This window comes from Streptomyces sp. NPDC031210, from assembly GCF_055570395.1.
Genome location: NZ_JBVIHH010000003.1, coordinates 213,347 through 239,059 on the forward strand (window position 1 = coordinate 213,347; position 25,713 = coordinate 239,059).

General features: G+C 71.8%; 17 protein-coding genes and 1 pseudogene. 12 read left to right on the top strand and 6 right to left on the bottom strand.

Annotated features, from left to right (window positions below):
• Positions 1–19: 19 nt before the first annotated feature.
• Positions 20–7,228 carry an amino acid adenylation domain-containing protein gene (locus ACZ45Z_RS08135; protein ID WP_468357955.1) on the bottom strand — a complete coding sequence of 2,403 codons (7,209 nt, stop codon included), beginning with the start codon at positions 7,226–7,228 and terminating at the stop codon, positions 20–22.
• 86 nt (positions 7,229–7,314) lie between these two features.
• A complete protein-coding gene (locus tag ACZ45Z_RS08140) occupies positions 7,315–7,539 on the bottom strand; it encodes an MbtH family protein (RefSeq protein ID WP_468357958.1) in 225 nt (74 codons plus the stop codon).
• 364 nt (positions 7,540–7,903) lie between these two features.
• Between ACZ45Z_RS08140 and ACZ45Z_RS08145 the strand changes: the two genes are divergently transcribed.
• The 6 genes from ACZ45Z_RS08145 to ACZ45Z_RS08170 all read left to right on the top strand — a co-directional run bounded on the left by ACZ45Z_RS08145 (position 7,904) and on the right by ACZ45Z_RS08170 (position 16,306).
• Positions 7,904–9,721, top strand: coding sequence for a non-ribosomal peptide synthetase (locus ACZ45Z_RS08145; RefSeq protein WP_468357961.1), 1,818 nt, complete (start codon positions 7,904–7,906; stop codon positions 9,719–9,721).
• A 92-nt stretch (positions 9,722–9,813) separates the two neighbouring features.
• Positions 9,814–11,175, top strand: a complete 1,362-nt coding sequence (locus ACZ45Z_RS08150; protein WP_468357964.1) for a DUF6002 family protein — start codon at positions 9,814–9,816, stop codon at positions 11,173–11,175.
• A 42-nt stretch (positions 11,176–11,217) separates the two neighbouring features.
• On the top strand, positions 11,218–11,637 hold the full coding sequence (panD, locus tag ACZ45Z_RS08155) for an aspartate 1-decarboxylase (RefSeq protein ID WP_468357967.1): 420 nt from the start codon (positions 11,218–11,220) through the stop codon (positions 11,635–11,637).
• A complete protein-coding gene (locus ACZ45Z_RS08160; RefSeq protein WP_468357970.1) occupies positions 11,634–12,779 on the top strand; it encodes a GNAT family N-acetyltransferase in 1,146 nt (381 codons plus the stop codon). The genes panD and ACZ45Z_RS08160 overlap by 4 nt, the downstream gene beginning before the upstream one ends.
• Positions 12,780–12,800: 21 nt before the next feature.
• On the top strand, positions 12,801–14,621 hold the full coding sequence (gene asnB / locus ACZ45Z_RS08165) for an asparagine synthase (glutamine-hydrolyzing) (protein ID WP_468357973.1): 1,821 nt from the start codon (positions 12,801–12,803) through the stop codon (positions 14,619–14,621).
• Between the two features lie 47 nt (positions 14,622–14,668).
• Complete coding sequence (locus ACZ45Z_RS08170; RefSeq protein ID WP_468357976.1) at positions 14,669–16,306, top strand: DUF885 family protein; 1,638 nt, start codon at positions 14,669–14,671, stop codon at positions 16,304–16,306.
• Between the two features lie 391 nt (positions 16,307–16,697).
• On the opposite strand, the gene ACZ45Z_RS08175 is transcribed toward ACZ45Z_RS08170, so the two are convergent.
• The gene (locus tag ACZ45Z_RS08175; RefSeq protein WP_468357979.1) at positions 16,698–17,129 is read right to left on the bottom strand and encodes a GNAT family N-acetyltransferase; all 432 of its coding nucleotides are present in this window, start codon (positions 17,127–17,129) and stop codon (positions 16,698–16,700) included.
• A gap of 996 nt (positions 17,130–18,125) precedes the next feature.
• On the opposite strand from ACZ45Z_RS08175, the gene ACZ45Z_RS08180 reads away from it, so the two are divergent.
• The 4 genes from ACZ45Z_RS08180 to ACZ45Z_RS08195 all read left to right on the top strand — a co-directional run bounded on the left by ACZ45Z_RS08180 (position 18,126) and on the right by ACZ45Z_RS08195 (position 23,019).
• Positions 18,126–18,776 carry a CBS domain-containing protein gene (locus ACZ45Z_RS08180; RefSeq protein WP_468357981.1) on the top strand — a complete coding sequence of 217 codons (651 nt, stop codon included), beginning with the start codon at positions 18,126–18,128 and terminating at the stop codon, positions 18,774–18,776.
• A gap of 161 nt (positions 18,777–18,937) precedes the next feature.
• Complete coding sequence (locus tag ACZ45Z_RS08185; RefSeq protein ID WP_468358729.1) at positions 18,938–19,471, top strand: TetR/AcrR family transcriptional regulator; 534 nt, start codon at positions 18,938–18,940, stop codon at positions 19,469–19,471.
• Between the two features lie 114 nt (positions 19,472–19,585).
• Positions 19,586–20,134 carry an AAA family ATPase gene (locus ACZ45Z_RS08190; RefSeq protein ID WP_468357984.1) on the top strand — a complete coding sequence of 183 codons (549 nt, stop codon included), beginning with the start codon at positions 19,586–19,588 and terminating at the stop codon, positions 20,132–20,134.
• Positions 20,135–20,409: 275 nt separating this feature from the next.
• Positions 20,410–23,019, top strand: a complete 2,610-nt coding sequence (locus ACZ45Z_RS08195; protein WP_468357987.1) for an MFS transporter — start codon at positions 20,410–20,412, stop codon at positions 23,017–23,019.
• 7 nt (positions 23,020–23,026) lie between these two features.
• Here ACZ45Z_RS08195 and ACZ45Z_RS08200 read toward each other — a convergent pair.
• Both ACZ45Z_RS08200 and ACZ45Z_RS08205 read right to left on the bottom strand, forming a co-directional pair.
• Positions 23,027–23,792: pseudogene (locus tag ACZ45Z_RS08200) on the bottom strand (transposase); the annotation flags it as partial.
• Between the two features lie 57 nt (positions 23,793–23,849).
• Complete coding sequence (locus tag ACZ45Z_RS08205; protein WP_468357990.1) at positions 23,850–24,362, bottom strand: PadR family transcriptional regulator; 513 nt, start codon at positions 24,360–24,362, stop codon at positions 23,850–23,852.
• Between the two features lie 76 nt (positions 24,363–24,438).
• On the opposite strand from ACZ45Z_RS08205, the gene ACZ45Z_RS08210 reads away from it, so the two are divergent.
• Together ACZ45Z_RS08210 and ACZ45Z_RS08215 are read left to right on the top strand one after the other, a co-directional pair.
• Positions 24,439–25,107: a cysteine hydrolase family protein gene (locus ACZ45Z_RS08210; protein ID WP_468357993.1), complete on the top strand. Its 669-nt coding sequence runs from the start codon at positions 24,439–24,441 to the stop codon at positions 25,105–25,107.
• A gap of 130 nt (positions 25,108–25,237) precedes the next feature.
• The gene (locus tag ACZ45Z_RS08215) at positions 25,238–25,489 is read left to right on the top strand and encodes a cupin domain-containing protein (protein ID WP_468357995.1); all 252 of its coding nucleotides are present in this window, start codon (positions 25,238–25,240) and stop codon (positions 25,487–25,489) included.
• A gap of 49 nt (positions 25,490–25,538) precedes the next feature.
• Here ACZ45Z_RS08215 and ACZ45Z_RS08220 read toward each other — a convergent pair whose 3' ends face one another.
• Positions 25,539–25,670 carry a hypothetical protein gene (locus tag ACZ45Z_RS08220; protein WP_468357998.1) on the bottom strand — a complete coding sequence of 44 codons (132 nt, stop codon included), beginning with the start codon at positions 25,668–25,670 and terminating at the stop codon, positions 25,539–25,541.
• Positions 25,671–25,713: the final 43 nt, after the last annotated feature.

The following is a 25,713-nucleotide window of genomic DNA, read 5'->3' on the forward strand; positions in this document are numbered from 1 at the left end:
AACGGGTGGTGGCGGCGGGTCAGGTTCGCCGTCCGCGGAGCTTGCGCGCGAGGATCGCGCCGATCAGAGCGGCGGGCCGGTCGTGCATCATGTCGCCGTGCAGGCAGTCGACGGGGTGGACCTCAAGGCCGCCTGTCACAAAGGGCCGCCACGCGCCCCAGTCGCCCGATCCGGGATCGCCGGCCGCGCTGAAGAACACCACGTCCCCGTGGAACGTCGCCGGGGCGTGGCGCCGCCCGAGGGCCGCGTGCCGCAGGAAGGCCCGGCCCATGGCGGAGACCGTCTCCTCGTCGAGGCCGGCCAGCGGCCCGTCCCCCGCGCCGGTCAGCCGGACGAGGTCGGCGATGTCCAGCGGCCTGCCGGGGGTGCTCGCCGCGCTGCCGCCCAGCGAGGCGAGGAGTTCGGCCAGCGGGTCGCCCACCGGGGAGTCCTCCGCGCCTGGTCGCTCGGCCGGGTAGCCGTCGAGCACCGCGAGGAGCTCCACCTCCTCGCCCTGCTCCTGGAGGTGTGTGGCCATGGCGTGGGCGACGACCCCGCCGAAGGACCAGCCGAGCAGCCGGTAGGGGCCGGTCGCCTGGACGGCGCGGATCTGCCCGACGTAGTCGGCGGCCATCTCCGTGATGCTCCCGGGGCCCGCCTCCGCCGCGCGCAGGCCGCGGGCCTGGAGGGCGTACACCGGCTGATCCTGGTCGAGCGCGCGGAGCAGCGCCGTGTAGACGGAGCCGATGCCGGCCCCGGGGTGCACGCAGAACAGCGGCGCTCGGCCGCCGCCCGTGCGCAGCGCGAGCAGGCACTCCCCCGGCTCCTGCGGCTCTCCGCCGTCCAGGCGGGCCGCCAGCGCCGCCACGGTGGGCGCCGTGAACAGGTCCTGGATGCTCAGCCGCAGGCCGAGTACGGGCCGGGCGCGCGACACCAGGCGCGCGGCGAGCAGCGAGTGGCCGCCCAGGGCGAAGAAGCCGTCGTCCACGCCGACCTGTTCCCGGCCGAGCACCTCGGCGAAGAGGGTGCACAGGGCTTTCTCCAGCGCCGTCGACGGGTCGCGGCCCGGCGGCGTCGGCCCGAGGTCCGGCGCGGGCAGCGCCCGGCGGTCGAGTTTGCCGTTCTTGGTCAGCGGCAGCCGATCGACCACGGTGTACGTCGAGGGCCGCAGGTACTCGGGCAGCAGGTCCGCCGCTCCCGCCCGTACGGCGTCCACATCGATCCGCTCGGCCGCCGTGGGCACCAGATAGGCCGCCAGGCCGCCGCCGTCGACCACGGTCGCGGCCGCCGACGCCACGCCGGGCTGCGCGGCGAGCACCGCTTCGACCTCGCCCAGTTCCACGCGGAAGCCCCGGATCTTGACCTGGTCGTCGACCCGGCCGACGAACTCCACCTGGCCGTCGTGGCGTCGGCGTACCAGGTCGCCGGTGCGGTACATGCGGGTGCCGGGCGGGCCGTAGGGATCGGGCAGGAACTTCTCCGCCGTCGCGTCCGGCTGGTTGAGATAGCCACGCGCCAGGAGTCCGCCGGCGACGTGGAGCTCCCCGACCACGCCCACCGGCACCGGCGAGAGCGCCGCGTCGAGGACGTACCACTGGGTGTTCCAGATCGGGTGTCCGATGGTGACGCCGCCGGTGGGCACGGCGTCGCCCGGTGCGATGCGGAACTCGGCGCAGCCCACCGTGGTCTCCGTCGGCCCGTATTCGTTGACCACGGTCACGCCGGGGTGCCGGGCCCGCCACTCGTCGAGGGCGGCGCCGAGCAGGAGTTCGCCGCCGAGGACCAGCTCGCCGGTCGGGGCGTAGGTGTCGGGCAGGATCTGGAAGAGCGCGAGGTGCGAGGGGGTGGCCTTGACGAATGTCGGCTGCCGCACGTCGGCCGGGTCCGCGTCGTCGAGGGTCACCAGCTCCACGCTGCCGCCGGCGGTCAGGGGGCCCCACAGGCCGGTGACCGTGAGGTCGAAGGCCACCGGCGAGTGCAGCAGCGCCCGGCCCGCCATGGCCGGATAGGCCCGCCGGGCCCAGGCCAAGTACAGGTTGAGGGAGCGGTGTTCGATCACCACGCCCTTGGGCCGGCCGGTGGAGCCGGAGGTGTGGATGACGTAGGCGGTGGTGCGCGGGGTCAGCTCCGCGGTGCGCTCGCTCTGCGCCAGGTCGTGCCCGGCGTGCCGCCCGACGGCGGTGGCGGTCTCGGGGGCGTCGAGGACCAGCCGCGGCAGCCCGGGAAGCCGCTCCGCCAGCGCTTCGGTGGTCACCGCCAGGACCGGCCCCGCGCCCGTGACGACCTTGGCGATCCGCTCGGCGGGCGCTTCCGGGTCGAGCGGCAGATATCCGGCGCCGGCCTTGAGGACGGCGAGCAGCGCCACCACGAGCTCCGGTGTCCGGGGCAGTGCGACCGCGACCAGCCGCTCCGGGCCCGCGCCGAGGCTCACCAGATGCCGGGCCAGCCGGTTGGCGCGCGCGTTCAGCTCCGCGTACGTCAGGGTGGTGGCGCCCTCGTGCACGGCGGGCGCTCGCGGAGTGCGCCGCGCCTGCGCCTCGAAGAGCTCCGGTACGGTCCGCTCCGGGACCTCGGCCGCGGTGTCGTTCCAGTCGACCACGAGGCGGCGACGCTCGTCGGGGCTGAGCAGGTCGAGCGAACCGATCCGGGCGTCCGGGTGTGCGACGAGCTGGTCGAGGAGCCGGTGCAGGCGCGCGGCGAGCGACTCGGCGGTGCTCCGGTCGAACAGGGCGGTGGCGTACTCCAGGACACCGGTGATCCCGGCCGGTGCGCCGGACGCGTCCCGGTGGTCCACGAGGCCGAGGCGCAGGTCGAACTTGGACACGTCGAAGCGCACCGGCTCCTCGGCGCAGTCGAGTCCGGGCAGTGCCAGGCCGTCGGTCACGCTCCCGTCCAGTTGGAGGACCACCTGGAACAGCGGATGGCGGGCCAGGGACCGGTCGGGGTTGACGGCCTCGACGACGCGGTCGAAGGGCAGCTCCGCGTGGTCGTACGCGGCCAGGTCCGACTCCCGTACGCGGGCGAGGAGTTCGGCGAAGGTGGGGTCGCCCGACACGTCGGTGCGCAGGACGAGGGTGTTGATGAAGAACCCGACCAGGTTTTCCAGGGCCTCGTCACCGCGCCCGGCCACGGGCGCGCCGATCGGGATGTCGGTGCCCGCGCCGAGGCGGGACAGCAGGGTGGCGAGGGCGGCCTGCAGGACCATGAACACGGTGCAGCCGTGCTCGCCCGCCCGGCGCAGAAGCTCCGCGTGGAGCGCGGCGTCGAGCGCGACGGGGACGGCGGCGCCGGAGCTGTCGGCCTGCGCGGGCCGCGGCCGGTCGTACGGTAGCGCCAGCTCGGCCGGCGCCCCGGCCAGGCGCTCCCGCCAGAAGGCCAACTGCCGGGCGGCCAGGCTGTCGCGGTCGTCCTCGTCGCCGAGCGCCGCGTGCTGCCACAGGGTGTAGTCCGCGTAGTGGACGGGCAGCGGCGCGAGGTGGGGTGCGCGCCCGTCGAGGCGCGCGGTGTAGGCGGCCGACAGGTCGCGCACGAGCACCCCCAACGACCAGCCGTCGGCGGCGATGTGGTGGGCCACCAGGGCCAGGACGTGGTCGTCGGCGGCCGTTCGGTACAGGCCGGTGCGCAGCGGCGGCTCGGTCTCCAGGTCGAACTCCCGTGCCGCGAGAGCGGCGAGGGTGCGCGCGAGGTCGGCCGGTGGGCAGTCGACGGGCTCCACCGTCACCGGTGTCGCGTCGGGCGCGAGGATGCGCTGGTGGGGCTCGCCGTCGTGCTCGGGGAACACCGTGCGCAGTGCCTCGTGCCGGGCGATGACGTCGGCGAGCGCGGCGCGAAGCGCGCCGGTGTCCAGCGGGCCGCGCAGGCGCAGGGCGAAGGGCAGGTTGTAGTCGGTGCCCTGGCCGATCCGGCTGAGGAACCACACGCGTCGCTGCGCCGAGGACAGGGGCAGCGCGGCGGGGCGCTCCCTGGGCGCGAGCGCCGTGCGGGAGCGTGCGGCCGGGGCGAGGCGGGCCGCGAGGCCCGCGACGGTCGGGGTCTTGAACAGGTCGCGGAGGCCGAGTTCGACGCCGAGGGCGGAGCGGGCCCTGGCGATCAGGCGGGTGGCGAGCAGCGAGTGCCCGCCGAGGGCGAAGAAGTCGTCCTCGGCACCGACCCGTGGCAGGGCGAGGACTTCGGCGAACAGGCCCGCGAGGATCTCTTCCTGGGGGCCGCGGGGCGCGCGTGAAGGGGTGTCGGCGTCTTGGTCGGGGACGGGCAGCTCGGTGCGCAGCAGCGCCTGGCGGTCGAGCTTCCCGGTCGCGGTGAGGGGCAGCCGCGGGACGGTGACGAAGTGGCTGGGGATGAGGTAGTCGGGCAGGGTCTCGGCCAGTTGTCCGCGCAGCCGGGCGGGGCCCGGGGGCGCCGGGTCGTCGGTGGTGAGATACGCGACGAGGCGGCGGTCGCCGGGTGCGACCTCGACCGGGAGTACGGCGGCCTCCGTGACGTGCGGCAGCGCGCGCAGACCCGCCTCGACCTCGGCGGGCTCCACCCGGTAGCCGCGGATCTTGACCTGGTCGTCGGCGCGGCCGAGGAACTCCACGGCGCCGTCGTGCCGCCACCGCACCAGGTCGCCGGTGCGGTACATCACCTGTCCCGGCTCGTCGGCGAACGGGGACGGCAGGAACCGCTCCGCGGTGAGGTCCGGCCTGCCCACGTAGCCGCGCGCCGGCCAGGGCTTGGTGACGTACAGCTCGCCGGGCACCCCGACGGGGACGGGCCGCAGCCGTTCGTCGAGGACGTGGACGCGGGTGTTGGCGAGAGGGCTGCCGATGGGCGGGCGGGTCGGCCAGTGTTCCGGCGGGCCGGTCATCAGGTGGGCCACGACCGCGTGGGTCTCGGTGGGGCCGCACTGGTTCTCCAGGATGACGTCCGGCAACCGGGACAGGAAGGCGCGGATCTCGTCGCTGAGGACGAGCCGTTCGCCCGCCGTGACGATCTCCCGGAGGGGCAGCGGAGCCGCGGCCTCGGCGGCGTCCTGGACGGCGAGTTGTTCGAGGACCATGGGCGGGCAGAACAGCCGCCGCACGCCGTGCGCGCGGAGGGCGGCGAGCACCCGGCGCGGGTCGCGGCGCTCCTCCTCGCTGATCAGTACGAGGGAGCCGCCGGTGAAGAGGGTGGTGAACAGCTCCTGGAACGAGGCGTCGAAGTGCAGTGCGGAGAACTGCAGCGTGGGTCCGGTGACGGTGGTCCGGTCGACCTGCCACTGGATGAGGTTGACCAAAGGCGCGTGGGCCATGGCGACGCCCTTGGGCCGCCCGGTGGAGCCGGAGGTGTAGATCACGTAGCAGAGGTTGTCGGCGGTGGCGGCGGGCACCGGGTCGGTGTCCGGCCGGTCGGCGAAGGCTTCCTGGTCGAGGACGACGGCGGCCGCGGCGGGCGGCAGCAGATGCCTGAGCGCGCGGTCGGTGACGACGGTGTGCGCCCGGGCGTCGTCCAGGAGGTGGGCGATGCGGCCGGCGGGGTGCGCCGGATCGAGCGGGAGGTATCCGGCACCGGCCTTGAGCACGCCCAAAAGCGCCGCCACGAAGTCGGTGCCGCGGGGCAGCAGCAGCGCCACCGGCTCATCGGTCCGTACGCCGCGGGCCCGCAGCTCGTGGGCGAGACGGTTGGCGCGGGCGTTCAACTCGGCGTAGGTGAGCCGTCCGTCGCCGTCGATCAGTGCGACGGCGTCGGGGGTGCGGCCGACCTGCCGCTCGAAAGCGTCGGAGACGGTGCCCTCGGGTACCGGCCGCTCGGTGTCGTTCCAGGCGGCCAGGGTGGCCTGGAGTCGCCCGGGGTCGGCGAACGCCAGGTCCGCCACGGGGCGGTCCGGGTCGTGTACGGCCTCGCCGAGGAGATACGCGTAGTGGTCGGCGAAACGGCGCACCGTGGCTTCGTCGAAGAGGTCGGTGGCGTAGACGAGTTCGCCCTTGAGCGGGCCCGATCCGTCGTCGATCAGGTGCAGCGCCAGGTCGAAGTTGGTGGAGGTGTGCCGGGGCCGGACGCGCTCGACGGCGGTGTCGACGAGCGCGGGCGCGGCGGGGGCGGCCGACAGGTCGAACCAGGTCTGCACGACGGGGTTGTGGCTGACCTCGCGGGGCGGCGCGAGCGCCTCGATGAGGTGCTGGAAGGGCACGTCCTGGTGGGCGAAGGCGTCGAGGACGGTGTCCCTGGTGCGGTGGACGAGGCGCGTGAACGTCGGGTCGTCGGTGAGGTCGGCCCGCAGCGGCAGGGTGTTGACGAAGAAGCCGACCAGGTCCTCCAGTTCGGCCCGTGTGCGGCCCGCCGACGGGCAGCCGACGAGGAAGTCGGCGCTGTGGGTGTAGCGGGAGAGCAGGACCTGGTACGCGGCCAGCGTGGTCATGAACAGCGTCGCGCCGTGGGCGCGGGACAGGGCGCGCAGCCGCTCGGCGGTGTCCTCGGGCACCGTGAAGGCCACGGTGGCCCCCTGGTAGCGGGGGGTCGCCGGGCGCGGCCGGTCGGTGGGCAACTGCAGGGTGGTGGGGGCGCCCTGGAGGGCGGTGCGCCAGTGGTCGAGGTGTTCGGCCAAGCGTTCCGACGTCAGGTACCGGTGCTGCCAGGCCGCGTAGTCGCCGTATTCGACGGGCAGTTCGCGCCAGGCCGGATCGGCGCCGGATCGAGCGGCGCGGTAGGCCAGGTCCAGGTCACGCTCGAAGACCGCGGTGGACCAGCCGTCGAACGCGATGTGGTGGATGACGATGGCGAGCACGTGGTCGTCGTCACCCAGACGCAGCAGGCGCGCGCGCAGGAGCGGCCCGGTGGTCAGGTCGAAGGGGGTGCGCACCTCCGCGGCGATGGTGTCGTCGGCGGCCGCCTCGGGGTCGGCGTGCCCGCTGAGGTCGGCCACGGCCAGGGTGACCCGGTCGGCCGGTCCGACGACGAGGTGAGGCCGGCCGTAGTCGTCGGCGAAGTACGAGCGCAGTGTGGTGTGGCGGCTCACCACCAGGTCGAGCGCCCGGCTCAGGGCGGGGACGTCCAACCGGCCGCGGACGCGGTACATGGTGTCGGCCGTGATGTAGGCGATCGAGCCGGGGTGCAACTGCTCGAGGAACCACAGCCTTTGCTGCGCGTACGAGAGCGGGGTGCGGGTACCGCGAGGCCGCCGGACGAGGTCCGTTCGCGCGTCCGGGCGTGCCGGGGCCGCGCCGCGCAGACGGCGGGCGAGCAGCTCGGCCTGGGCGGCGGAGAGCTGCGAAGAGTGCTCGACTGACATGACCCTCCATACGTGCGACCGGGCGCGAGGCTGTGGTGGCTGCGGCGAACGGGGACGCTGTGGCTACGGCGTGGGGGCTCGTGCGGCTAGGGCGCGGGGCTGGCCGCGTCCCGCTCGGCGAGGGCCCTGCGGACGCTGAGCGGTGTGATGTCGGGCCATACGCGGTTGATGTGGTCGAGGCACTCCTCCTTGGTGCCTTCGACTCCGACCTCGCTCCAGCCGGCCGGGGTCGCACGGTCGACCGGCCAGATCGAGTGCTGCTCCTCGTGATTGACCACGACCTTGTGCGTGGCTCGGGCACCGTGCGACATGGCGCCTCCTCTTCTGCGAGGGGGTGGGTGGGGCGGGCGGGCCCGGCAGGAGTGGCAGCCGCGCGGGCGGCGCACGGCCCGAGGGCGTCCAGCCCTGGAGATCATCAGTAGACGGCCGTCGCGGTGCGGAGCAAGCGCCGGTGGCAAAGTCCCGGGGCACTACGTTCAATCCACCACCGGGCCGCCGTTTCGCCCCTTTTGCTCCCCTGTGCCGCCGCAAGAACCGCGCGTTACTTCGTTCAATCGATGTTGTTCTCGCCGATGAGGGCCGCTGATGCTGTTGGGCGATCAACTGATCCGCGTCTGTCACTCAGCCCGGTGGCTGGGTCCGTGACATCGCAGTGTCCGTGGACAAGGAGTCGCCTTGGACATCATCGAGCGTTTCGAGGAACGGGCGGGATCCGACGCCGACGCCATCGCGCTGGTGGCCGGCCAGGAGCGGGTGACGTACGGCGAACTGGACGCCCGTGCCAACCGGTTGGCCCACCTGCTCCAGCGGCGCGGCGTCGGCCCCGAGGCGGTCGTCGGCCTGTGCATGGACCGGCGCCCCGAGGTTTTCGTCGCGATGCTCGCCGTCCTCAAGGCCGGTGGCGCGTTCCTGCCGATGGATCCGGGCCATCCCGCGCGGCGGCTGCGGGACAACCTGGCCGCGTGCGGGGCGCTGCTCGTGCTCACCGAACGGGCCCACACCGAGGCGTTCCAGGGCCTGCCCCTCCCGGTGCTGCCGTGCGAGGAGATCGCGACCGCCGTGGCGGCGTGCCCCCCGACCCGCCCCGCCAGGTCCCTGCCCGAGCAGGGGCTGCGCTGCGTCCTGTTCACCTCGGGGTCCACGGGCCGCCCCAAAGGCATCGGCCTGCCCTCGGAAAGCATCCGGAAGGTGGCCGAGTGGGCGGTGCACCGCGTCCCCGGGCCCGAGGTCTTCCTGCAGTTCACCTCGCTCGGCTTCGACGTCTCCCTCCAGGAGATCTTCGGTGCCCTGCTCAGCGGCGGCTCGCTGGTCCTGGTGCGGGAGGAGCACCGGCAGGACCCGTCGGCGCTGCTCGACCTGATGGTGCGCGAGCGCGTGCAGCGGATCTACCTCTCCCCGGCCTTTCTGCGCCAGCTCGCGCACGCCGCCCTCCAGGACGAGGCCCGGACGCGCCGGCTGGCCCTGACGGAAATCGTCTCGGCGGGCGAACCGCTACGCCTGACGCCGGAAGTCCGGGACTTCATGGGGGCGTTGCCCGGCGCCGTGCTGGAGAACCAGTACGGCCCTTCGGAGACACACCAGGCCACCGCCTGCCCCCTCACCGGGGGCCTGGAGCGATGGCCGGACTCCCCGCCGCTGGGCCGTCCCCTCCCCGGCGTGCGCGCTCACGTCCTGGACGAGCACCTCGGCCCGGTCGCGGACGGGCAGCCCGGTGAGCTGTACCTCGCCGGCACGGGCGTCAGCCGGGGCTATCTCGGACGGCCGGAGCTGACCGCCGAGCGCTTCCTGCCCGATCCGCACGGCGCCCCGGGCGGCCGGATGTACCGCACCGGCGATGTCGTACGCCGGACCAGCACCGGCGAGCTGGAGTTCGTCGGCCGGGCCGACGACCAGGTCAAGGTCCGCGGCCACCGGGTGGAACCGACCGAGGTGGACGCGGCGTTCACCGCGCACCCGGAGGTACGCGAGGCCGCGACCGTCGCCCACCAGGCGGGCGACGGCACCTGGACGCTGACCACCTATCTGGTGCCCCGGCCGGGCGGCGCGCTGCCGGCCGTCGCGGAACTGCGCGCCTTTGCCGGGCAGCGGCTGCCCGACTACATGGTCCCCGGTGCGCTGATGCCCCTGGCGGAGCTGCCGCTCAACAAGAACGGCAAGGTCGACCGCGCCGCGCTGCCCCGGCCCGACCGGGCGTGGCGCGACGCCTCCACTCCGCACGTCCCGGCGCAGAACCCGCAGCAGGTCCTCATCCGGGACATCTGGGCCGAGGCCCTGGAGCGGGAGCCCGAACACATCGGTATCGACGACACCTTCCTCGACCTCGGCGGCAACTCCCTGCGCGCCATGCGGGTACTCGGCCGCCTCCGGCAGGTCTTCGACGTGGACCTCTCGGTCCGCGTCCTCTTCGACTCCCCCACGGTCAGGCGACTCGCGCAGGCCGTGGAGGAGGCCATCGTCGCGGAGCTCTCGACCACACCGGCCTCCGGCCTCTGAACCTGATCTCCCCCCGCCAGATCTCCACCCGCTGATCTCCCGACCCTGACGATCCAGGTCACGAACAGATTCCCCGAAGGAGTGGATCCCCCATGTCTGCTGCGAGCCAGACAGCCGGTACCGGCGGCGTCGTGCGCAACGTCCTCGACCGGTACTTCCAGGAGGTCCGGGCGGCCGCGCGCAAGGTCGGTGCCCAGCGCGCCACGCCGTCGGCGATCGCGCTGGAACTCGACGAGAAGGACGCCGCGTTCACGAAGTTCACCGAGGTCACCGACGTCGGTCTGACACCGGTGCAGCCGCATACGTACCTCCTGGACCTGATGCGCAACCCCGGCGCGCGGACGACGAAGACCGTCGCGTCCCTGCTGATGATCGCCCGCGCCGCCGCTCACATCCGCCGCACCGGCGAGCGGGTGCTGCTGCTCACGCCGACCTCCGGCAACAAGGGAACGGCGCTGCGGGACGCCGTGGCCCGCGCCTACGCGACCGGCCTCGCCACACCCGACGAGCTGCGCATCGCCATGCTCGCCCCCGAGCCGTCGCGCACCAAGCTGCGCGACTGCCCGTTGACCGCCGAGCAGCCGCTGCGCACGGCGAACCCGGTGGTCCTCGCCGATGTCGAGCGGCCGGCCGACGTGAAGCTGCTCAGCAGCGAGGTCGTGGAACGGTACGCCGCAGAGATCTTCGACACCACCGGCTTCCGCGTCTGGTACACCCTCGACATCGACAACTACCGCATCGCGGACGCGGTACGCGCCTTCGTCGAGGCCGAACTGCTGCCCCTCACCGGAGAGTCCGCGCCCCGCGTGCACGCCCACGCCGTCTCCAGCGCCTTCGGCCTGCTCGGCTACCACCTCGGCCACGAGCTGCTCACCGAGGGACTGGCCGGCTTCACGGCACCCGCCCGGCACCCCGGCTTCTTCCTGATCCAGCAGCTCGCCACGGCCGACATGGTGACCAGCCTGCTCGGCACCAAGGTTCCCGACTACGCCTACGACCAGGGCTCCGGGCTGTGGCGGCAGTCCGCGCTGGCCGAGTTCCCCGCGGTCACGGACCATCCGCAGGAGGTGATCGACGCCACCTTCTACACCAAGGAGCCGCCGACGCGTCCGCAGGTCAACGAGATCGTCGCGCGCCACGGCGGCGGCGGTGTCGTGGTCTCCCGCCGGGAGTGCCTCGACAAGTTCGACCAGGTGCGTTCGCTCGCCGCCGAGGCCGGCATCACCATCGCCGAGGACCCCGCCCTGATCCGCGAATGGTCCCTGGTGAAGGCGCTCACCGGCGTACTCGTGGCGCGCGAGCGCGGCCTGGTCGCCGCGGACACCGACGTGGTGGTGCACGCCTCCGGCTACTACAGCGACGAGCTGCTCGCCCCGCTGCGCGACGAGCACCTCATCCGCGTCGACAGCGCGGACGGCCTCGCCAAGGCCGTCCTCGCGGCCGCCCACGCCTAGACCCGATCCAAGAGACCACGAGGCTTCGAGAGGCGACACACGATGTTCCGTACGATGCTCAAGTCCAAGATCCACCGCGCCACGGTCACCCAGTGCGATCTGCACTACGTCGGCTCCCTCACCATCGACGCCGATCTGATGGACGCCGCCGACCTGCTCCCCGGTGAGCTGATCCATCTCGTGGACATCGACAACGGGAACCGGCTGGAGACCTATGTGATCGAGGGGCCCCGGGGCAGTGGCGTCATCGGCGTCAACGGCGCCGCGGCCCGCCTCGTCCAGAACGGCGACCTCGTCATCATCATCGCCTACGCGACGGTGCCGGATGCCGAGGCCGCCAAGCTCGAACCCCACGTGGTCTTCGTGGACGACCGCAATCGGGTCGTGCACCGCGACGCCGCCCTGGGTTCCGTGCCCACCGGCTACGGACTGACCTCCGGGGACACGGTGAAGGCCGAGTGATCCCACCGAACTGGCGGTACGTCTGGAACAACAGCGCCGACCCGCGCATCGTGCGGGCCCACACGCTGGCCGACGCCGCCGTCGCCACCCGGCCCCACGTCACCCTGTCCCAACCGGACGGCGACGGACCGGTGTTGGCGTACGGCGGTCTGCCTCAGGGCCTGACGCACGTACTGCCCTTCCTGGAGCAGCGGCGCGGTACCCCCTCGCATCGCACCCGACAGGCCACGACCTGGGCCGACCTCGCGGGCGGCCGCGCCGCTCCGGGCGCCGACCTCCTCGCGGTCGGTGTGCTGGGCGACCGCGCCCCGGCCCGGCCACCGCGGCACAGCCTGCTGCTGCCGTTCCGGGTCACCCTGACGGTGCCGGTCGGGCCCGACCCGCAGGACGTCCTGCACAGGCTCTCCCGCAAGGCCCGTCAGCAGCACGCACGCGAGCTCCGCTCCCACCACCGCACGTTGGAAGTGGCCACCGGCGAGGCCGACTTCGCGTTCTTCTACGACCGTATGCACCGGCCGACCATGGAGAACAGACACGGCGACGCGGCCCGCTCGGAGGACCGGGAGAGCGCGCGGGTGTGCCTCTTCCGGCGCGGCGTGCTCTTCTTCCTGCGCGAGTCGGACCACCGCGTGGCGGGGATGCTGTGCCGCCTCGAAGGCCGGACCCTGGTCGTCCGCCTGGCCGGCGTGGACGAAGGCAGCACCCACCCGTACCGCTCCGGCACCTACATGGCGATGTACGTGCTGATCCTGCAGTGGGCGGCCGAGCAGGGTCTGCGGCGGGTGGACCTGTCGGGGTGCGAGCCGTTCCTGAGCAAGGGGATCTTCCAGTTCAAACGCAAGATGCACCCCGAAGTGGCCCTGCCCGGCAACCACTTCGGCGCCAAGCGGCTGGTGCTGCGGGCCCGCCGGGACACCGCGGCCGTCCGCGACTTCCTGACCGCCAACCCCGTGCTCGCGTTCGGCCAGGGGCAGGGACTCGAAGCGGTCTACTTCCACGACGCCGACCGGCCGCCGCGCCTCGATCTGCGCTGGAACTGCCCCGGCGTGTACGGGCACCGGCTCGTCCACTTCGACGACTTCCTCGCCGGCCTGCCGGGCCCCTCGCGGCGGACGCCCGCCGTCCAACCCACCCTTCCCTGACGTTTGCACAAGGAGCGCGCGATGTGCGGCATAGCCGGCTGGATCGACTTCTCCCGGGATCTCACCCTGGAACGGCAGACCGTGGAGGCCATGACCGGTTCCCTGTACCGGCGGGGCCCTGATGCCGACGGGGTGTGGCTCGCCCCGCACGTCGCCCTCGGCCACCAGCGTCTGGCCATCGTCGACCTGGAGGGCGGCCGGCAGCCCATGGTGGCGCACCGGCGGGGTCCCGAGGCGCCGGTGGTGCTGACGTACAGCGGCGAGGTCTACAACTTCCGCGAACTGCGCGCCGAGCTGTCGGCGCGCGGCCACCGCTTCGAGACCCTGTCCGACACCGAGGTCGTGCTGCACGCCTACCTGGAGTGGGGCGCCGCCTTCGTCGACCACCTGAACGGGATGTTCGCCTTCGCGATCTGGGACGGCGCCCGGGAGGAACTGCTGCTCGTACGCGACCGGCTCGGCGTCAAACCCCTCTACTACCACGCCTACGACGGCGGCCTGCTGTTCGGCTCCGAACCCAAGGCGATCCTGGCCAACCCGCTGTTCACGGCGCGCACCAGCGAGGACAAGCTCCCCATTCTGTTCAACCCCCGCCTCGCCATGCCGTGGGAGACGCCCTACACCGACCTGCGGCAGGTGCAGCCGGGCCACATGGTGCGCGTCGACCGGTCCGGTGCCCACGAGACCCCCTACTGGCGACTGGTGAGCCGGGAGCACCACGAGGACGGACCCGCCACCGTGGCCCGGGTCCGCGAGATCCTGGAGGACGTCGTCGTCCACCAGCTCGTGGCGGACGTGCCGCTGTGCACGCTGCTGTCGGGCGGCCTGGACTCGTCGGCGATCACCGCCCTGGCCGCCGCCCATCACACGCGGGGACTGCGCTCCTTCTCCGTCGATTTCGAGGGCGCCGACGACGACTTCCGCGCCACCGCGCTGCGCCCCGAACGCGACACGCCTTTCGCTCTGGCCGCCGCGGCCCACCTGGGCGTCGACCACACCTCGATCACGCTCGACCCCGAGGCGCTGCCCGGGGTCGTACAGGAGACGCTCCTCGCCCGCGACCTGCCCAGCCTCGGCCAGTTCGACTCCTCCATGTACCTGCTCTTCCAGGCGATCCGGGAGCGGTCCACGGTCGCGCTGTCGGGCGAGGCGGCCGACGAGGTGTTCGGCGGCTATCCCTGGTTCTTCGACCGCGCCACCGTCTGGGGCGACACCTTCCCCTGGCTCGGCAACAGCCCCCGGCTCACCGACTGCCTGGCTCCCGACGTCCGCGCCCGGATCCGCCCCGACGACGACGAGCGCGACCGCTACGCCACACTCCGCGCCCGCGTGCCGCGCCTGACGGGCGAGTCCGGCCTCCAGGCCCGGATGCGCGAGGTCCTCTACCTGAGCCTGCAGGGACCGCTCCTCTACCTCCTCGACCGCAAGGACCGGATGAGCATGGCCGTCGGCTTGGAGGTGCGGGTGCCGTTCTGCGACCACCGGCTCCTTGAGTATGTCTGGAACGTGCCGTGGAAGATGAAGGTCGCCGACGGCCGCGAGAAGAGCCTGCTGCGGTCCGCCGCCGCCGACCTGCTGCCGCGCGAGGTGCTCGAACGCCGCAAGAGCGCCTACCCCGCCACCTTCTCGCCGGCCCACGCCAAGAGCGTACGGGCCGCTCTCGACGCCGTGCTGGACGACGCCGACTCCCCGCTGGCCGGGCTGCTCGACGTGCCCAAGGTGCGTGAACTCGCCGCGGGCCGCACCCAGATGATGACCATGGCCGACAATCTGCACCTGCTGCTGCCGCTGATCGAGGTCGACCGCTGGATGCGGACGTACAACGTCTCACTGACCGCTTGAGCGCCCGACAACCAGGCAGTCCGACCCCCGGGAGCGAGGAGACACCGATGAGCAGCGCCATGGCCGAACTCGGCCGCCTGGGCGAGGAGTTCTGGACGTGGCGTGCGTCCACCCAGCCCGACTCCTACGACGACATCAACCGGGTCGAGCGACCGGGCGGCTGGCTGCCCGACTGGTCACCCGACGCGGTCGCCGAACGCGGGCGTTTCCTGGCGGAGTTCAGGCGCCGCCACGACGAGCTCGACACGTCGGCGGCGCCCGTCGCCGACCAGGTCGATACGGCCCTGCTGGGCTCCGCGCTGGCCCGCGCGCATTGGGAACTGGACCTGCTGCGCGACTGGCGCCACAACCCGTGCTTCTACCTCGACCAGGCCCTGGTGCCCGTCTACAACCTGCTGCTCCAGCCACCCCCCTGGCACGGCACGCAGGCCCAGGACGTCGTGGCCCTCCTCGGCCGCGTACCGGAACTCCTGGAGCAGGCCGAACACCACCTCGCCGGGCATGCGGCAGCCCCCTTCGCCCAGTACGCGCTGCGGCTGCTCGACGCCGCCGACGAGGCGCTGGGGACGGCCATGGCGGCACTTGCCCCGCTCCTGACCACCGCACAGGCCGAAGGGCTCACCGCCGCCACGGGCTCCGCACAACGGGCGCTGGTGGGCTACCGGGAGTGGCTCCGGGACCGTCTGCCGACCTTCACGGGCCCGGTCAGCCCGGGCCCTGAGGCGTTCCCCTACTTCCTGCACCGCGTGGCCCTCCTGCCGTACCCGGTACAACGACTGCGGGACATGGGCCGCCAGGAATACGCCCGCGCCGCAGGGGCCGAACTGGTGCTGCGCCGCCGCCACCGGAACCTGCCCGAGCCACCGCTCATGGCTGACACCACGCAGCAGATCGAGCGGCAGCGTACGGCCGAGCAGGACATCCGGGCCTTCCTGCGCGACGCAGGTCTCATCGATCTCCCCGACGACCTGCGCCACTACCGCAACGCCCCCATGCCGCCCTACCTGGAACCCCTGACGTGGCTCGGCGTCCCTCACCACATGGCCTCGGCGCGGCGCCCCGGCGACGACGCCCTGCGCTACATCCGCCCGCCCCGCGCCGACCTGCCGTACTTCCAACGCGCCGAGGCCCACGACCCGCGGGTGGGCGTCGTCCACGAGGGCGTCCACGCCTGGCAGTCGGCCCTCTCCTGGCGCCACCCCGACCCGCTGCGACGCCACTACTACGACTCGGCGGCCAACGAGGGCGTCGCCTTCCACACGGAGGAACTCGCCTTGCAGGCCGGGCTGTTCGACGACGCACCGGCCAGCGCCCTGTTCGTGGTGAACGCGATGCGCCTGCGCGCCCTGCGCGTAGAGGTGGACATCTCCCTCGCCCTCGGCGAGCTGACCCTGGAACAGGCCGCCACCCAACTCGCCGAGCGCGTCCCGATGGACCCCCGAACGGCGTGGGAGGAAGCGGTCTACTTCGCCGGGCACCCGGGCCAGGGACTGAGCTACCTCACCGGCAAGCTCCAGATCCACGACCTCCTGACCGACTGCGCCCAGCACGAGGGCGCCGCCTTCAGCCTGCCCTCCTTCCTGAGCCGCCTGTGGCGCGAGGGCAATGTCCCCCTCGCCCTCCAGCGCTGGGAACTCCTCGGCGACCGCACCCACGTGGACGCGGCAGAGCGAGGAGGGAGGTGACCGCGATGCGCCCCCTGCTGGCTGCCTGGCGAAATCTCCTCTCAGGTGCCGAAGGCGCCACCGGCCCGCACAGCGCGAACAGTTCGCACTGGCGCCCCGGAATCCTTGCGGGCCTGACCTGCGGCACGGTCGCGGTCCACGCGCTCGCGTCGACGAGGTGGAAACACACTGCGGCACGCGAAGAGCACGCCCCCGAACCACGCGGCCACCTGGTACGGCTCCACGAGGAGGACGGACCGTGACGGGCCGTGACGGATCGCGACGGATCGGCGCACCGTGGCCCAGGGCCCACTGTTCCGCCGACCGGACTCATGAGCGCCACGCCGTCGTCCACGCGCCGATTGCGGCGGCCGGCCCGAACCCACTGAGCGACAGATCCTCAATCGCCCTGTCATTGCGCCGGACTCAAGATCATCAAGTTCTCAGGGTTCGGGAAGGAAACGAAGCCGACCTTCGAGTAGACCTCGTGGGCGTCGAGGGTGGAGAGCAGGACGCGCTTGAGTTTGTAGGGAGCCAGGTGGTCGCGCACAGCGCCGGCTATCCACGTGCCAAGACCTCTACCGCGATGCGCGGGAGCCACGTACACGTCGCAAAGCCAGGCGAAGGTCGCCCAGTCGGTGACGACACGCGCATAAGCGACCTGAGAACCGGCGGCGTCGTAGATGGCGAAGTTGAGAGAAGCGCGTACCGACTGCTCGACTGTTTCGCGGCTGCGGCCCAACGCCCAGAACGCATCGGTCGAAAGCCACTCGTGGATCGAGTCGATGTCGAGACGGTCTGTGTCTGTGGAGAGCTCGTAGCCGTCTTCCCTGATTGTGATCATGCTTAGGCATCGTACTGCGGGCTCGGTTCGGGCAGCCGTCCGCCGCGTGAGCCTTTGCGCGAGCGAGCCTGCTCGGGGCGAGGACGGCGGCGGGACCGAGCAGGACGCCCCAGATCACACAGATGACGGGAAGAGGTTCGAACTTCTTCCGTGGGGCGCTGATCGGCCACCGACGCCACCAGGGCGGCCACCAGGATGACGGCGATGGCGACGGCACCTGCCGCGGACGCCGCCCGGCGCAGTTGATTCGGGGCGCTCACTCATCGCCCCCGGGGCTCGACGGCTGCGACGTCGTGGCGCCGCCCCGATTGTGCCGACACACGCGCGCGAGCGCCTGGGCCGTCTCCTCGTCATCGGTGTAGGCAACGGTCAGCCACTCCTCCGCTTCACGAAGCAGGCCGCCGAGCGGATCGGGTGGGGACTCGGCGCCCCGTGCCGGGGCCGACGAGGGCCCGGTAGGAATCCCGGCCGTGCTGGGCATGAAGCCCGTGCCGCTCTCGGTGCCGTCATCGGGTTCGATTCCGAGGGCCCGGGCGAGCTTCGCTCGGGCCCTGCTCACGTTCGAGGCGACGCCGCGGCCCTGGGCGTCGGTTGTGTTTACTCGCCCTCGCGACTTCTCTGAGCGGTGGTCCCGAGCTGCCCGAATGGTTCGGCCCGTGGAGGACTGGGCAGGGACGCCACCGGTTGCGCACTTCACAGAGCAGTGCGGCCAGGGCACCTCTCACCGATCGTGCCCGCTTCACCGCCCGCGCGGGTAAATGGTTGCCCCGGTCACCAACCATCCGCCCCGCTCGGCCCCGCTCGTGACCGTGGGACCCGCCGGCCCTCCCCGCGAGGCCGAACGTCACTGGTCGCCGGAGCTGCGCGGTGCTGTCATGGGTAGGGGGAGACGGCGTGGACGAGCCGGCAGGGCCATGAAGGCCGGCGCGTCGCGCGTCGTCCGCCCGGGTGGTCCGACCGCGGCCGCCCCGTCGCACAGCGGAGGAGACCGATGCCATGCTGCACCGCCGCACGGTCGGTGACGTGATGACCGAGGAGGTCATCACCCTCCGCCCGAACACAACGGTCCAGGAGGTCGCAACCCTCCTGGACGCGAATGACATCGTCGCGGCCCCGGTCGTGGACGAGGACGGCACCCCCGTCGGCGTCGTGTCCGCGTCCGACGTACTGCGGCACGAGACCGGCATGCCCGATCCGCAGGGTCAGGCCGGGAACGACGAGCGCGCCTGGGCCAAGGCCCAGGCCCGGACCGCGGGCGCGCTCATGAGCAGCCCGGTCTTCACCGCCCGCGCCGACTGGACGATCCCCCGGGCCGCGCGGGAACTCCGCAGCCGGCACGTCAAGCAGTTGCCGGTGGTCGGCGACGACGGGCTCCTCACCGGCATCGTCAGCCGCAGCGACCTGCTCGACGCCTTCATCCGCCCCGACGTCGAGATCCGCGGAGAGATCGAGCAGGACGTCCTGGGGCGCATCCTCGGCCTGGAGGCGGGCGCCGTCGCGATCGAGGTCCTCGATGGGGCCGTCACCCTGCGTGGTCACGTCCCGGAGCCGCGTCTCGTCCCGGTGGTCGTGGGCCTCTGCCAGGGCGTCGACGGTGTCGTCGCCGTGGACGCCCACCTCGCCGCCGCCCGCCCGGGCCCGGGCTAGCCGGCCTGGACCACGCCGCCGGCCGCCGGTTCCGGTGGCCTCGGCCCACCGGAGCACGAAACCACCGGGCGGGGACGGCCCTGGCCGGAACTGTCCCCGGGCCGGTCGAGTCCGCACGGCCCGCGCGACGCCGCCGCGATCCGCGACGGCGGATCGAGGAAATCGTCGCGGCCACGGAGAAGGTCATCGCCGAGCGCGGCATCGAGGGCCTGACCCACCGCGCCGTCGCCGAACGAGCCGGCGTCCCCCTCGGGGCGACCAGCTACCACTTTGCCACCAAGGACGACCTGATCACCGCCGCCCTCACCCGGTCCGTCGACCGCTACGCCGCCTACCTCGACGACTGGGTCGCCGAGCGCCCCGACCTGAGCACCGACACCCTCGCGGTCCTCCTCGCCGACGTCCTCCTGCGCTGCCTAGGCCCCGACCGCGAACAGCAGGTCCTGGAGTTCGAGCTCTACCTCGCCGCCCTACGCCGACCGGCCCTGCGCCCGATCGCCGACCGCTACATCCAGCGGAGCATCCAGACCCTGACGCACTACACCAACCCCGTCACCGCCACCGCGGCCGCGGCCGCCGCCACCCTCAACGGCCTCACCCTGCGCGGCCTGGCCGGCACCCACACCCCCACCCGCACCGACCTCGAAACCCTCCTACGCCCCGTCCTCGGCCCCCGCTCCGCAACCCGCGGCTGACCCAGTCATCGCGCTGGGTGCGACAGACACCGGTTCGCTCAGTCTGCCGGCAGGTATGTCCCGTGAGACATGCGAATCAGCAGAGGGATGAGCCCAGTTGGTAGCCTTCCTGGCATGAGTGGCAGGATCGTGGTACTGGCAGGTCCCCCAGGCGCCGGCAAGTCGACCGTGGCACGACAGCTCGGGCTGCGGCAGGACCGAGCGGTGCACCTGCACACGGATGACTTCTGGCACTACATCGTGGCCGGGGCCATCCCTCCCTACGAGCCCGCCTCCGACGCGCAGAACCAGACAGTGCTGTCCGTGATCGCGGGGGCGGCATTCACGTACGCGTCCGGCGGGTTTGTCACGGTGGTCGACGGGGTCGTCGGCCCCTGGATGCTGCACCACTTCCGCACGGCGATGGTGGCAGCCCCGCGAACACCGGTCGACTACATCGTGCTGCGCCCCCGCCGGGAGGTCACGCTCGCTCGTGCCGTGGCGCGCACCGAGCCTGACGCCCTCGTGGACGAGGGACCACTGGAACTGATGTGGAATCAGTTCGCCGACCTCGGCCCGATGGAACCGCACGTGCTGGACACCAGCGGGGACAGCGTCGAGGACACGGTCGAGCGGGTACGCGCACTGCTCGACGGTGACAGCCACCGCCTGCGGGCAGCATGACCTCGGGCTTCCCCGCGAGAATCAGGGCAGCGAGAGCGCGATCGCGGCGATGACGACCAGAGTGCCGGTACGACTTCGCAGCTCACGGGATTGCCGGCCGGCCCTTCGGGGTGACGCGCCATCGGGAATCGCCGCATCGCCCCACGCGCTGCCCGGCATCCCCTCACGCGTATCCCGGCATCGCCTCACGCCTTTCCCGGCATCCCCTCACGCGTTTCCAGAGAGGAAGTGCGGAATCCGGTGCCGTGGCCCGTGCCGTGGATTACCTTTCCACCGTGAACCAGTTGCTCTCCTCAGACCCGACGCACATAGGCCCGTACCGCCTGATCGCCCGCCTGGGCGCAGGCGGTATGGGCCTGGTCTACCTGGGCCGTTCCGAAGCCGGCCGGACCGTCGCGGTCAAGGTCGTCCAGGACGAGCACGCACAGCACCCGGAGTTCCGCAGGCGCTTCGCCCGTGAGGTGGCGGCCGCCCGGCGAGTGGGCGGCTCCTGGACGGCGGCCGTGCTCGACGCCGACACCGAGGCCGCGGTGCCGTGGGTGGCAACCCAGTACATTCCCGGGCCCGACCTGACCACCGTGGTGGCGAACGACTTCGGGCCGCTGCCCGAGAACTCTGTGAGGGTGCTGGCCAACCGTCTCGCCCTCGCGCTACGGGCGGTGCACGAGGCGGGCCTGATCCACCGGGACCTCAAACCGTCCAATGTGCTGGTGACGGTGGATGGGCCGCGCGTGATCGACTTCGGCATCGCGCGGGCCATGGACACCCTCGCCGGGGACAGCCTGCACACCCGCACCGGCATGCTCATCGGTTCCCCCGGCTTCATGTCGCCCGAGCAGGTACGCGGCCTCGAACTCACCCCCGCCAGCGACGTGTTCTGCCTGGGCGCCGTCCTCGTCTACGCCGCCACGGGACGTCTGCTCTTCGGCGCCACGGCGACCGGACTGAACGCCCACCTCTTCCGGATCGCCGAGGAGGAGGCGGACCTGACCGGCGTACCGGAGCCGCTGGTCGATCTCGTACGCGAGTGCCTCGACAAAGACCCGGCCAAGCGTCCCACCCTTCAGCAGGTCGCGGACCGCACGGAGGCGGACACGGACGGGGAGTGGCTGCCGGGCGCGGTGCTGGCCCAACTCGGCCGTCATGCGGCCCGGTTGCTGGACTACGCCCCTGAGACGACCGTTGGCACACCCGGTGCCACTCCCGCCCACGCGCCGGTGCCCCACGTGGACCCACGCGTCCCGTCCGGGACACCGCAGCCGTCGGCACCCCCGCTGCCCGCGTACTCGCCCACGGCCCCGGCGCACCGCGTCCCCCCACAGGGGTTCGGACCACCCCCGGGCGTGGACCCCCATGCCTGGCCCACAACCCCTCCCCCGCCCCACCTTGAGGACTCTTCGCTCCCCCACCCCCGACGCTGGTGGGGCCTGGCTGTGGTCGCTCTTGTGCAGTTGTTCGTGCTGCTCGACGCGACGTCCCTGCGCATGGCGATGCCGTCCATCATGGCCGATCTGAACATGCCCGCCGACGACCTGGGCCTGATGTTCACCGCGTACGAACTGGCTTTCGGCGGGCTGCTGTTGCTCGGCGGGCATCTCGCGGACCTGTTCGGCCGCAAACGGATGTTGATCACCGGGCTGGTCGGCTTCGCGGTGGCCGCCGCGATCGGCGGATCGGCCCCCACCAGCGGCGCGCTGGTCGGTGCCCGCGCCCTGCAGGGCGCCTTCGCCGCACTGCTGTCGCCGGCCGCACTCGCCCTGGTATCGGCCAACTTCACCGACCCGAAGGCACGCGGCAGGGCCTTCGGCGTCTACGCCGCTCTCGCCGCCGGCGGCTCGGCGCTGGGCCTGCTCACCGGCGGGTGGCTGCTCGAAAACCTGGACTGGCGCTTGTGCCTGTACGTCGACGTCCCCCTCGCCCTGATCGCCGTGGTCGGTGTGGCGACCCTGGTGCACGACCGCCCGGTCCGCACCGGACGCCGCCTCGACGTGCCGGGCCTGCTGCTCGGCTCCGGCGGGATCGCCGCCCTCGTCCACGGCTTCCACCAGGCGGGCCGGCTCGGCTGGACGGTCCCACTGGTGCTGGCCCTGTTCGCGGTCGGGGTCGTCCTGCTCGTGGCCTTCGTACGGTGGCAGATCAAGGCAGCCGACCCGCTCCTCCCGCCGCACATCAGCCAGGACCGCGATCGCATCGGTTCCCTCCTCACCTTGTTCCTGACCGGCGTCGGCACGCTCGCCCTTTTCCCGGCCCTGATGGCGTACTTGCAGAACGTTCGCGGCTACTCCCCCCTCCAGACCGCCACGGCCATGCTGCCCACGGTCGTCGCGATCGTCATCGGCTCCACCCAGGTCTCCGGCCGCCTGCTGCACCGCGTAGCGCCGCGCAACCTGATCGTGCCGGGTCTCCTGCTCACCGCGCTCGGCCTGTTGCTCCTGACTTTCCTCAAGCCCGACAGCGAGTACGGCGCCCTGGTCCTGCCCGGCATGCTCCTCGCCGGGTTCGGCCTCGGCATGGCCCTGATGCCCCTCCTGTCCCTCGCGACGGCCGGCATCGCCGCGCCGGACTCAGGTGGAGGCGCGGCAGTGGCCAGCGCTGCCGGCCAGGTGGGTGGAGTGCTTGGCGCGGCCCTGTTCAGCAGCGTCCTCACCTCGGCCATCGCCGCCCGACTGGAGGCTGCACACGGGCTTCCACCGGCCCTCGCCGAAGCGGCCGGGAACGGCCAAGTCATCAGCGCGCGAGGGGTTCCACCACAACTGGCGAATGTGATCAACAAGGTAACCCTGGACGGCTATACCGACGCCCTGTGGTGGTCGGTCGGCATCACGCTGCTCGCGGGCCTGGTCGCGGCCCTGCTGATCAGGCCCACGAGCCCGGCGAGCCTCTAGTGCCGCATCAGGCAACGTTCGCCCTGTCGACAACGGCGCGTAGTCGCCGGTCGTCGGCGTGGCGGTTTCGCCAGATGATGTAGCGGCGGATCATGCTGCCCTGTTCCTTGTGGTCAGCATGGTCGGTGCCGTCGAGGGTGAAGTAGCGCAGGGCGGTGAACTGGGCCTCGATGCGGTTGAGCCAGGAGGAGTTCGTCGGCGTGTAGGCGATCTCGACGTTGTACGCCGCCGCCCAGGTGCCGACGCGTTGGCACTTCTTCGTGGTCAGGTGGGGGGAGAAGTTGTCGCAGACGATAGCGATCCGCACCTCTGGCGGGTAGAGGGTGCGCAGGTAGCGGCAGAACTCCAGGAACTGGGTCCGCCTCTTGATCGGTTTGATGTGGCCGCAGAGCTTGTCCTTGGCCAGGTCGTAGGCAGCGAACAGGTGCCGTACTCCGCCGGGGCGGTTGTAGGTCGCCCGCCGCCGTCGGCGCGGTTCGCGGTCGGGGTCCTTGCGCTTGCCGCCACGCTCGGCCCACTACCGACCCGGATGGGGCATGAGGTTGAGCGGGCCGAACTCGTCCATTCAGGAAGTCCGCCAGCTTGGACAGGCTCCAGGTCGAGAACGGCAGATCGTGTTCGGCCGGCTTGGACTTCGCGATCTTCTTGATCTCGCGCCGCTCGGGCAGCGTGAACGTCTTCGGGCGGCCTCCCTTGTACTTCGGATACAAAGAGTCGAAGCCGTCGGCGTTGAAGTTGTGGATCACATCCCGCACCCGGTCGTCACTGGTGAACTCTCGCGGGCAGAGGGAGCATCCGGATGCAGCCCGGCGGGGCCCGCCGTGTCGGCGTCAGGCCAGTAGTTCCCGTAGCCACGACCGTTCCGCGCGGCTGGTGGTGCGGGCGATGGTGAGCATGCCGCGGCGGTAGGGGTCGTCGGTGTCCTCGGCGCCCAGGAGGCGGTCGCCATCACGGAAGAAGCTCGCGGGCTGTTCCAGGAAGTCCAGTCGCCGGCGCAGTACCGCGTGCTGGTCGGCGAGGTCGGGAAGCTGGGAGAGAAAGGCCAGGACCGTGAAATACCGGGTGCTGTCGCTGATGTCCAGGTCGTCGGCTTCCCGCAGCCGACGCAGCAGCTCGGTGCGACCGGCGGCGGTCAGGTTCAGGGTGTGCCGCTGGACGGCCGAGGCGCCTGGCTCGGCTCGGCGGTCGAGCAGCCCGGCCTTGACCAGGCGGTTGATCGCCGGATAGAGGCTGCCGTCGCTGACCGGACGGGCATGACCAGACAAGTGCGCTATCCGGCGGCGCAGTTGGTAGCCGTGCAGTGGCCCCTCGGCCAGGAATCCCAGGATCGCGAGTTCCAGCATGCTGCTACTCTCGCACATCGAAACGAGGTACCTCGAATCGACATAGGGGGCAGGGATGGCGTATACCGAGGATTGGGTGACCACGCGAGCGCGCGACGCCTACGAGCACGGCCGGGCATCGTTTGACGTACGGCCCGAACGCACGGCGCTGCTGGTCATCGACATGCAGGACGAATTCGTCCGCCCCGGGTGGAGCCCCTACTGGGTGCCCGCGGCCACCCGGATGGCACCCCGACTGCGGCAGCTGGTCGAGGACTGCAGGGCCGCCTCGATCCCGGTGATCTGGACCATCTTCGACGACACACATCTCGGACTGGACCGGCCGCACGCCCTGCGCTTTCTCCCGCATGCCGACACCGACTGGCGCCGCCCGGGCCCCGCCGAGGTGTGGGCTCCGATGGGCCGCCGCCCCGATGAGCCCCTGATCCGCAAGTCCTCCTACGGCGCGTTCTACGACACCCCTCTCGACACAATGCTGCGCAACCTCGGCCGTGACACGGTCATCGTCACAGGCACCCTCACCAACTACTGCTGCGGTACCACGGCCAGGCAGGCATACGAACGCGGCTATAAGGTCGTCTTCGGATCCGACACCACGGCCACCGACGACGAGTCGCTCCAGGAACCAGAACTCGCCGTCCTGCGCAAAGGCTTCGCACTCGTGCTGACCGCCGAGGAGATCACGAACCGACTGATCGCAACCCCTGCAGCATCGGAGGACGGGGACAGGGCGAACATTGCCTGATGCGGCACTAGCCAGTGGCTCGTCACGCATCGTCGGCCGGTGATCGAGCCGGGGGCGGGGAGAGGTTTTACCGAACGGTCGACCGACGATCGTCCCTGCTCAGATAGCTTTCCGGCATCCGTTGACTGTGATGGGCGGGCTGCTTACACATTGTGGAAGCAGCCCGGCCCAGGAAGAGGTTCACGAGGCTGATGAGGTGCTGCTGGTGCTCGACGGGCGGCTGGAACTGCTGGTGGAGGGCACCGAGATCGCCGTGGAGACAGGCGAGATGTACCGGGTGCCAGCGGGTATTCGACACGCTGTCGGCCCTGGTAGCCGCGGCACGTTGGTGATCGTGGAGGAACCCGGACCCAGTTCAGCCAGATCCAGTTCAGCCAGGTAAGTCGGCGGGGGACGTCCAGACAATCAGGCAGATGTGCTCGCGCACCTGGTCACTGATCGTCTTGGGGCGTCCCCCGCTCCCTTCTTGGGGCCAGCGCGTCGAACCCCCGCTCGTTGAAGGCGTTGATGACACCGCGGACGTAGTCCTCGCCGACCTGCGTCCATTGGGATGACGTTCCCATGACCGCGCGGGCGGGGCCCGGGAGGAAGTCCGTGGATGCCCGG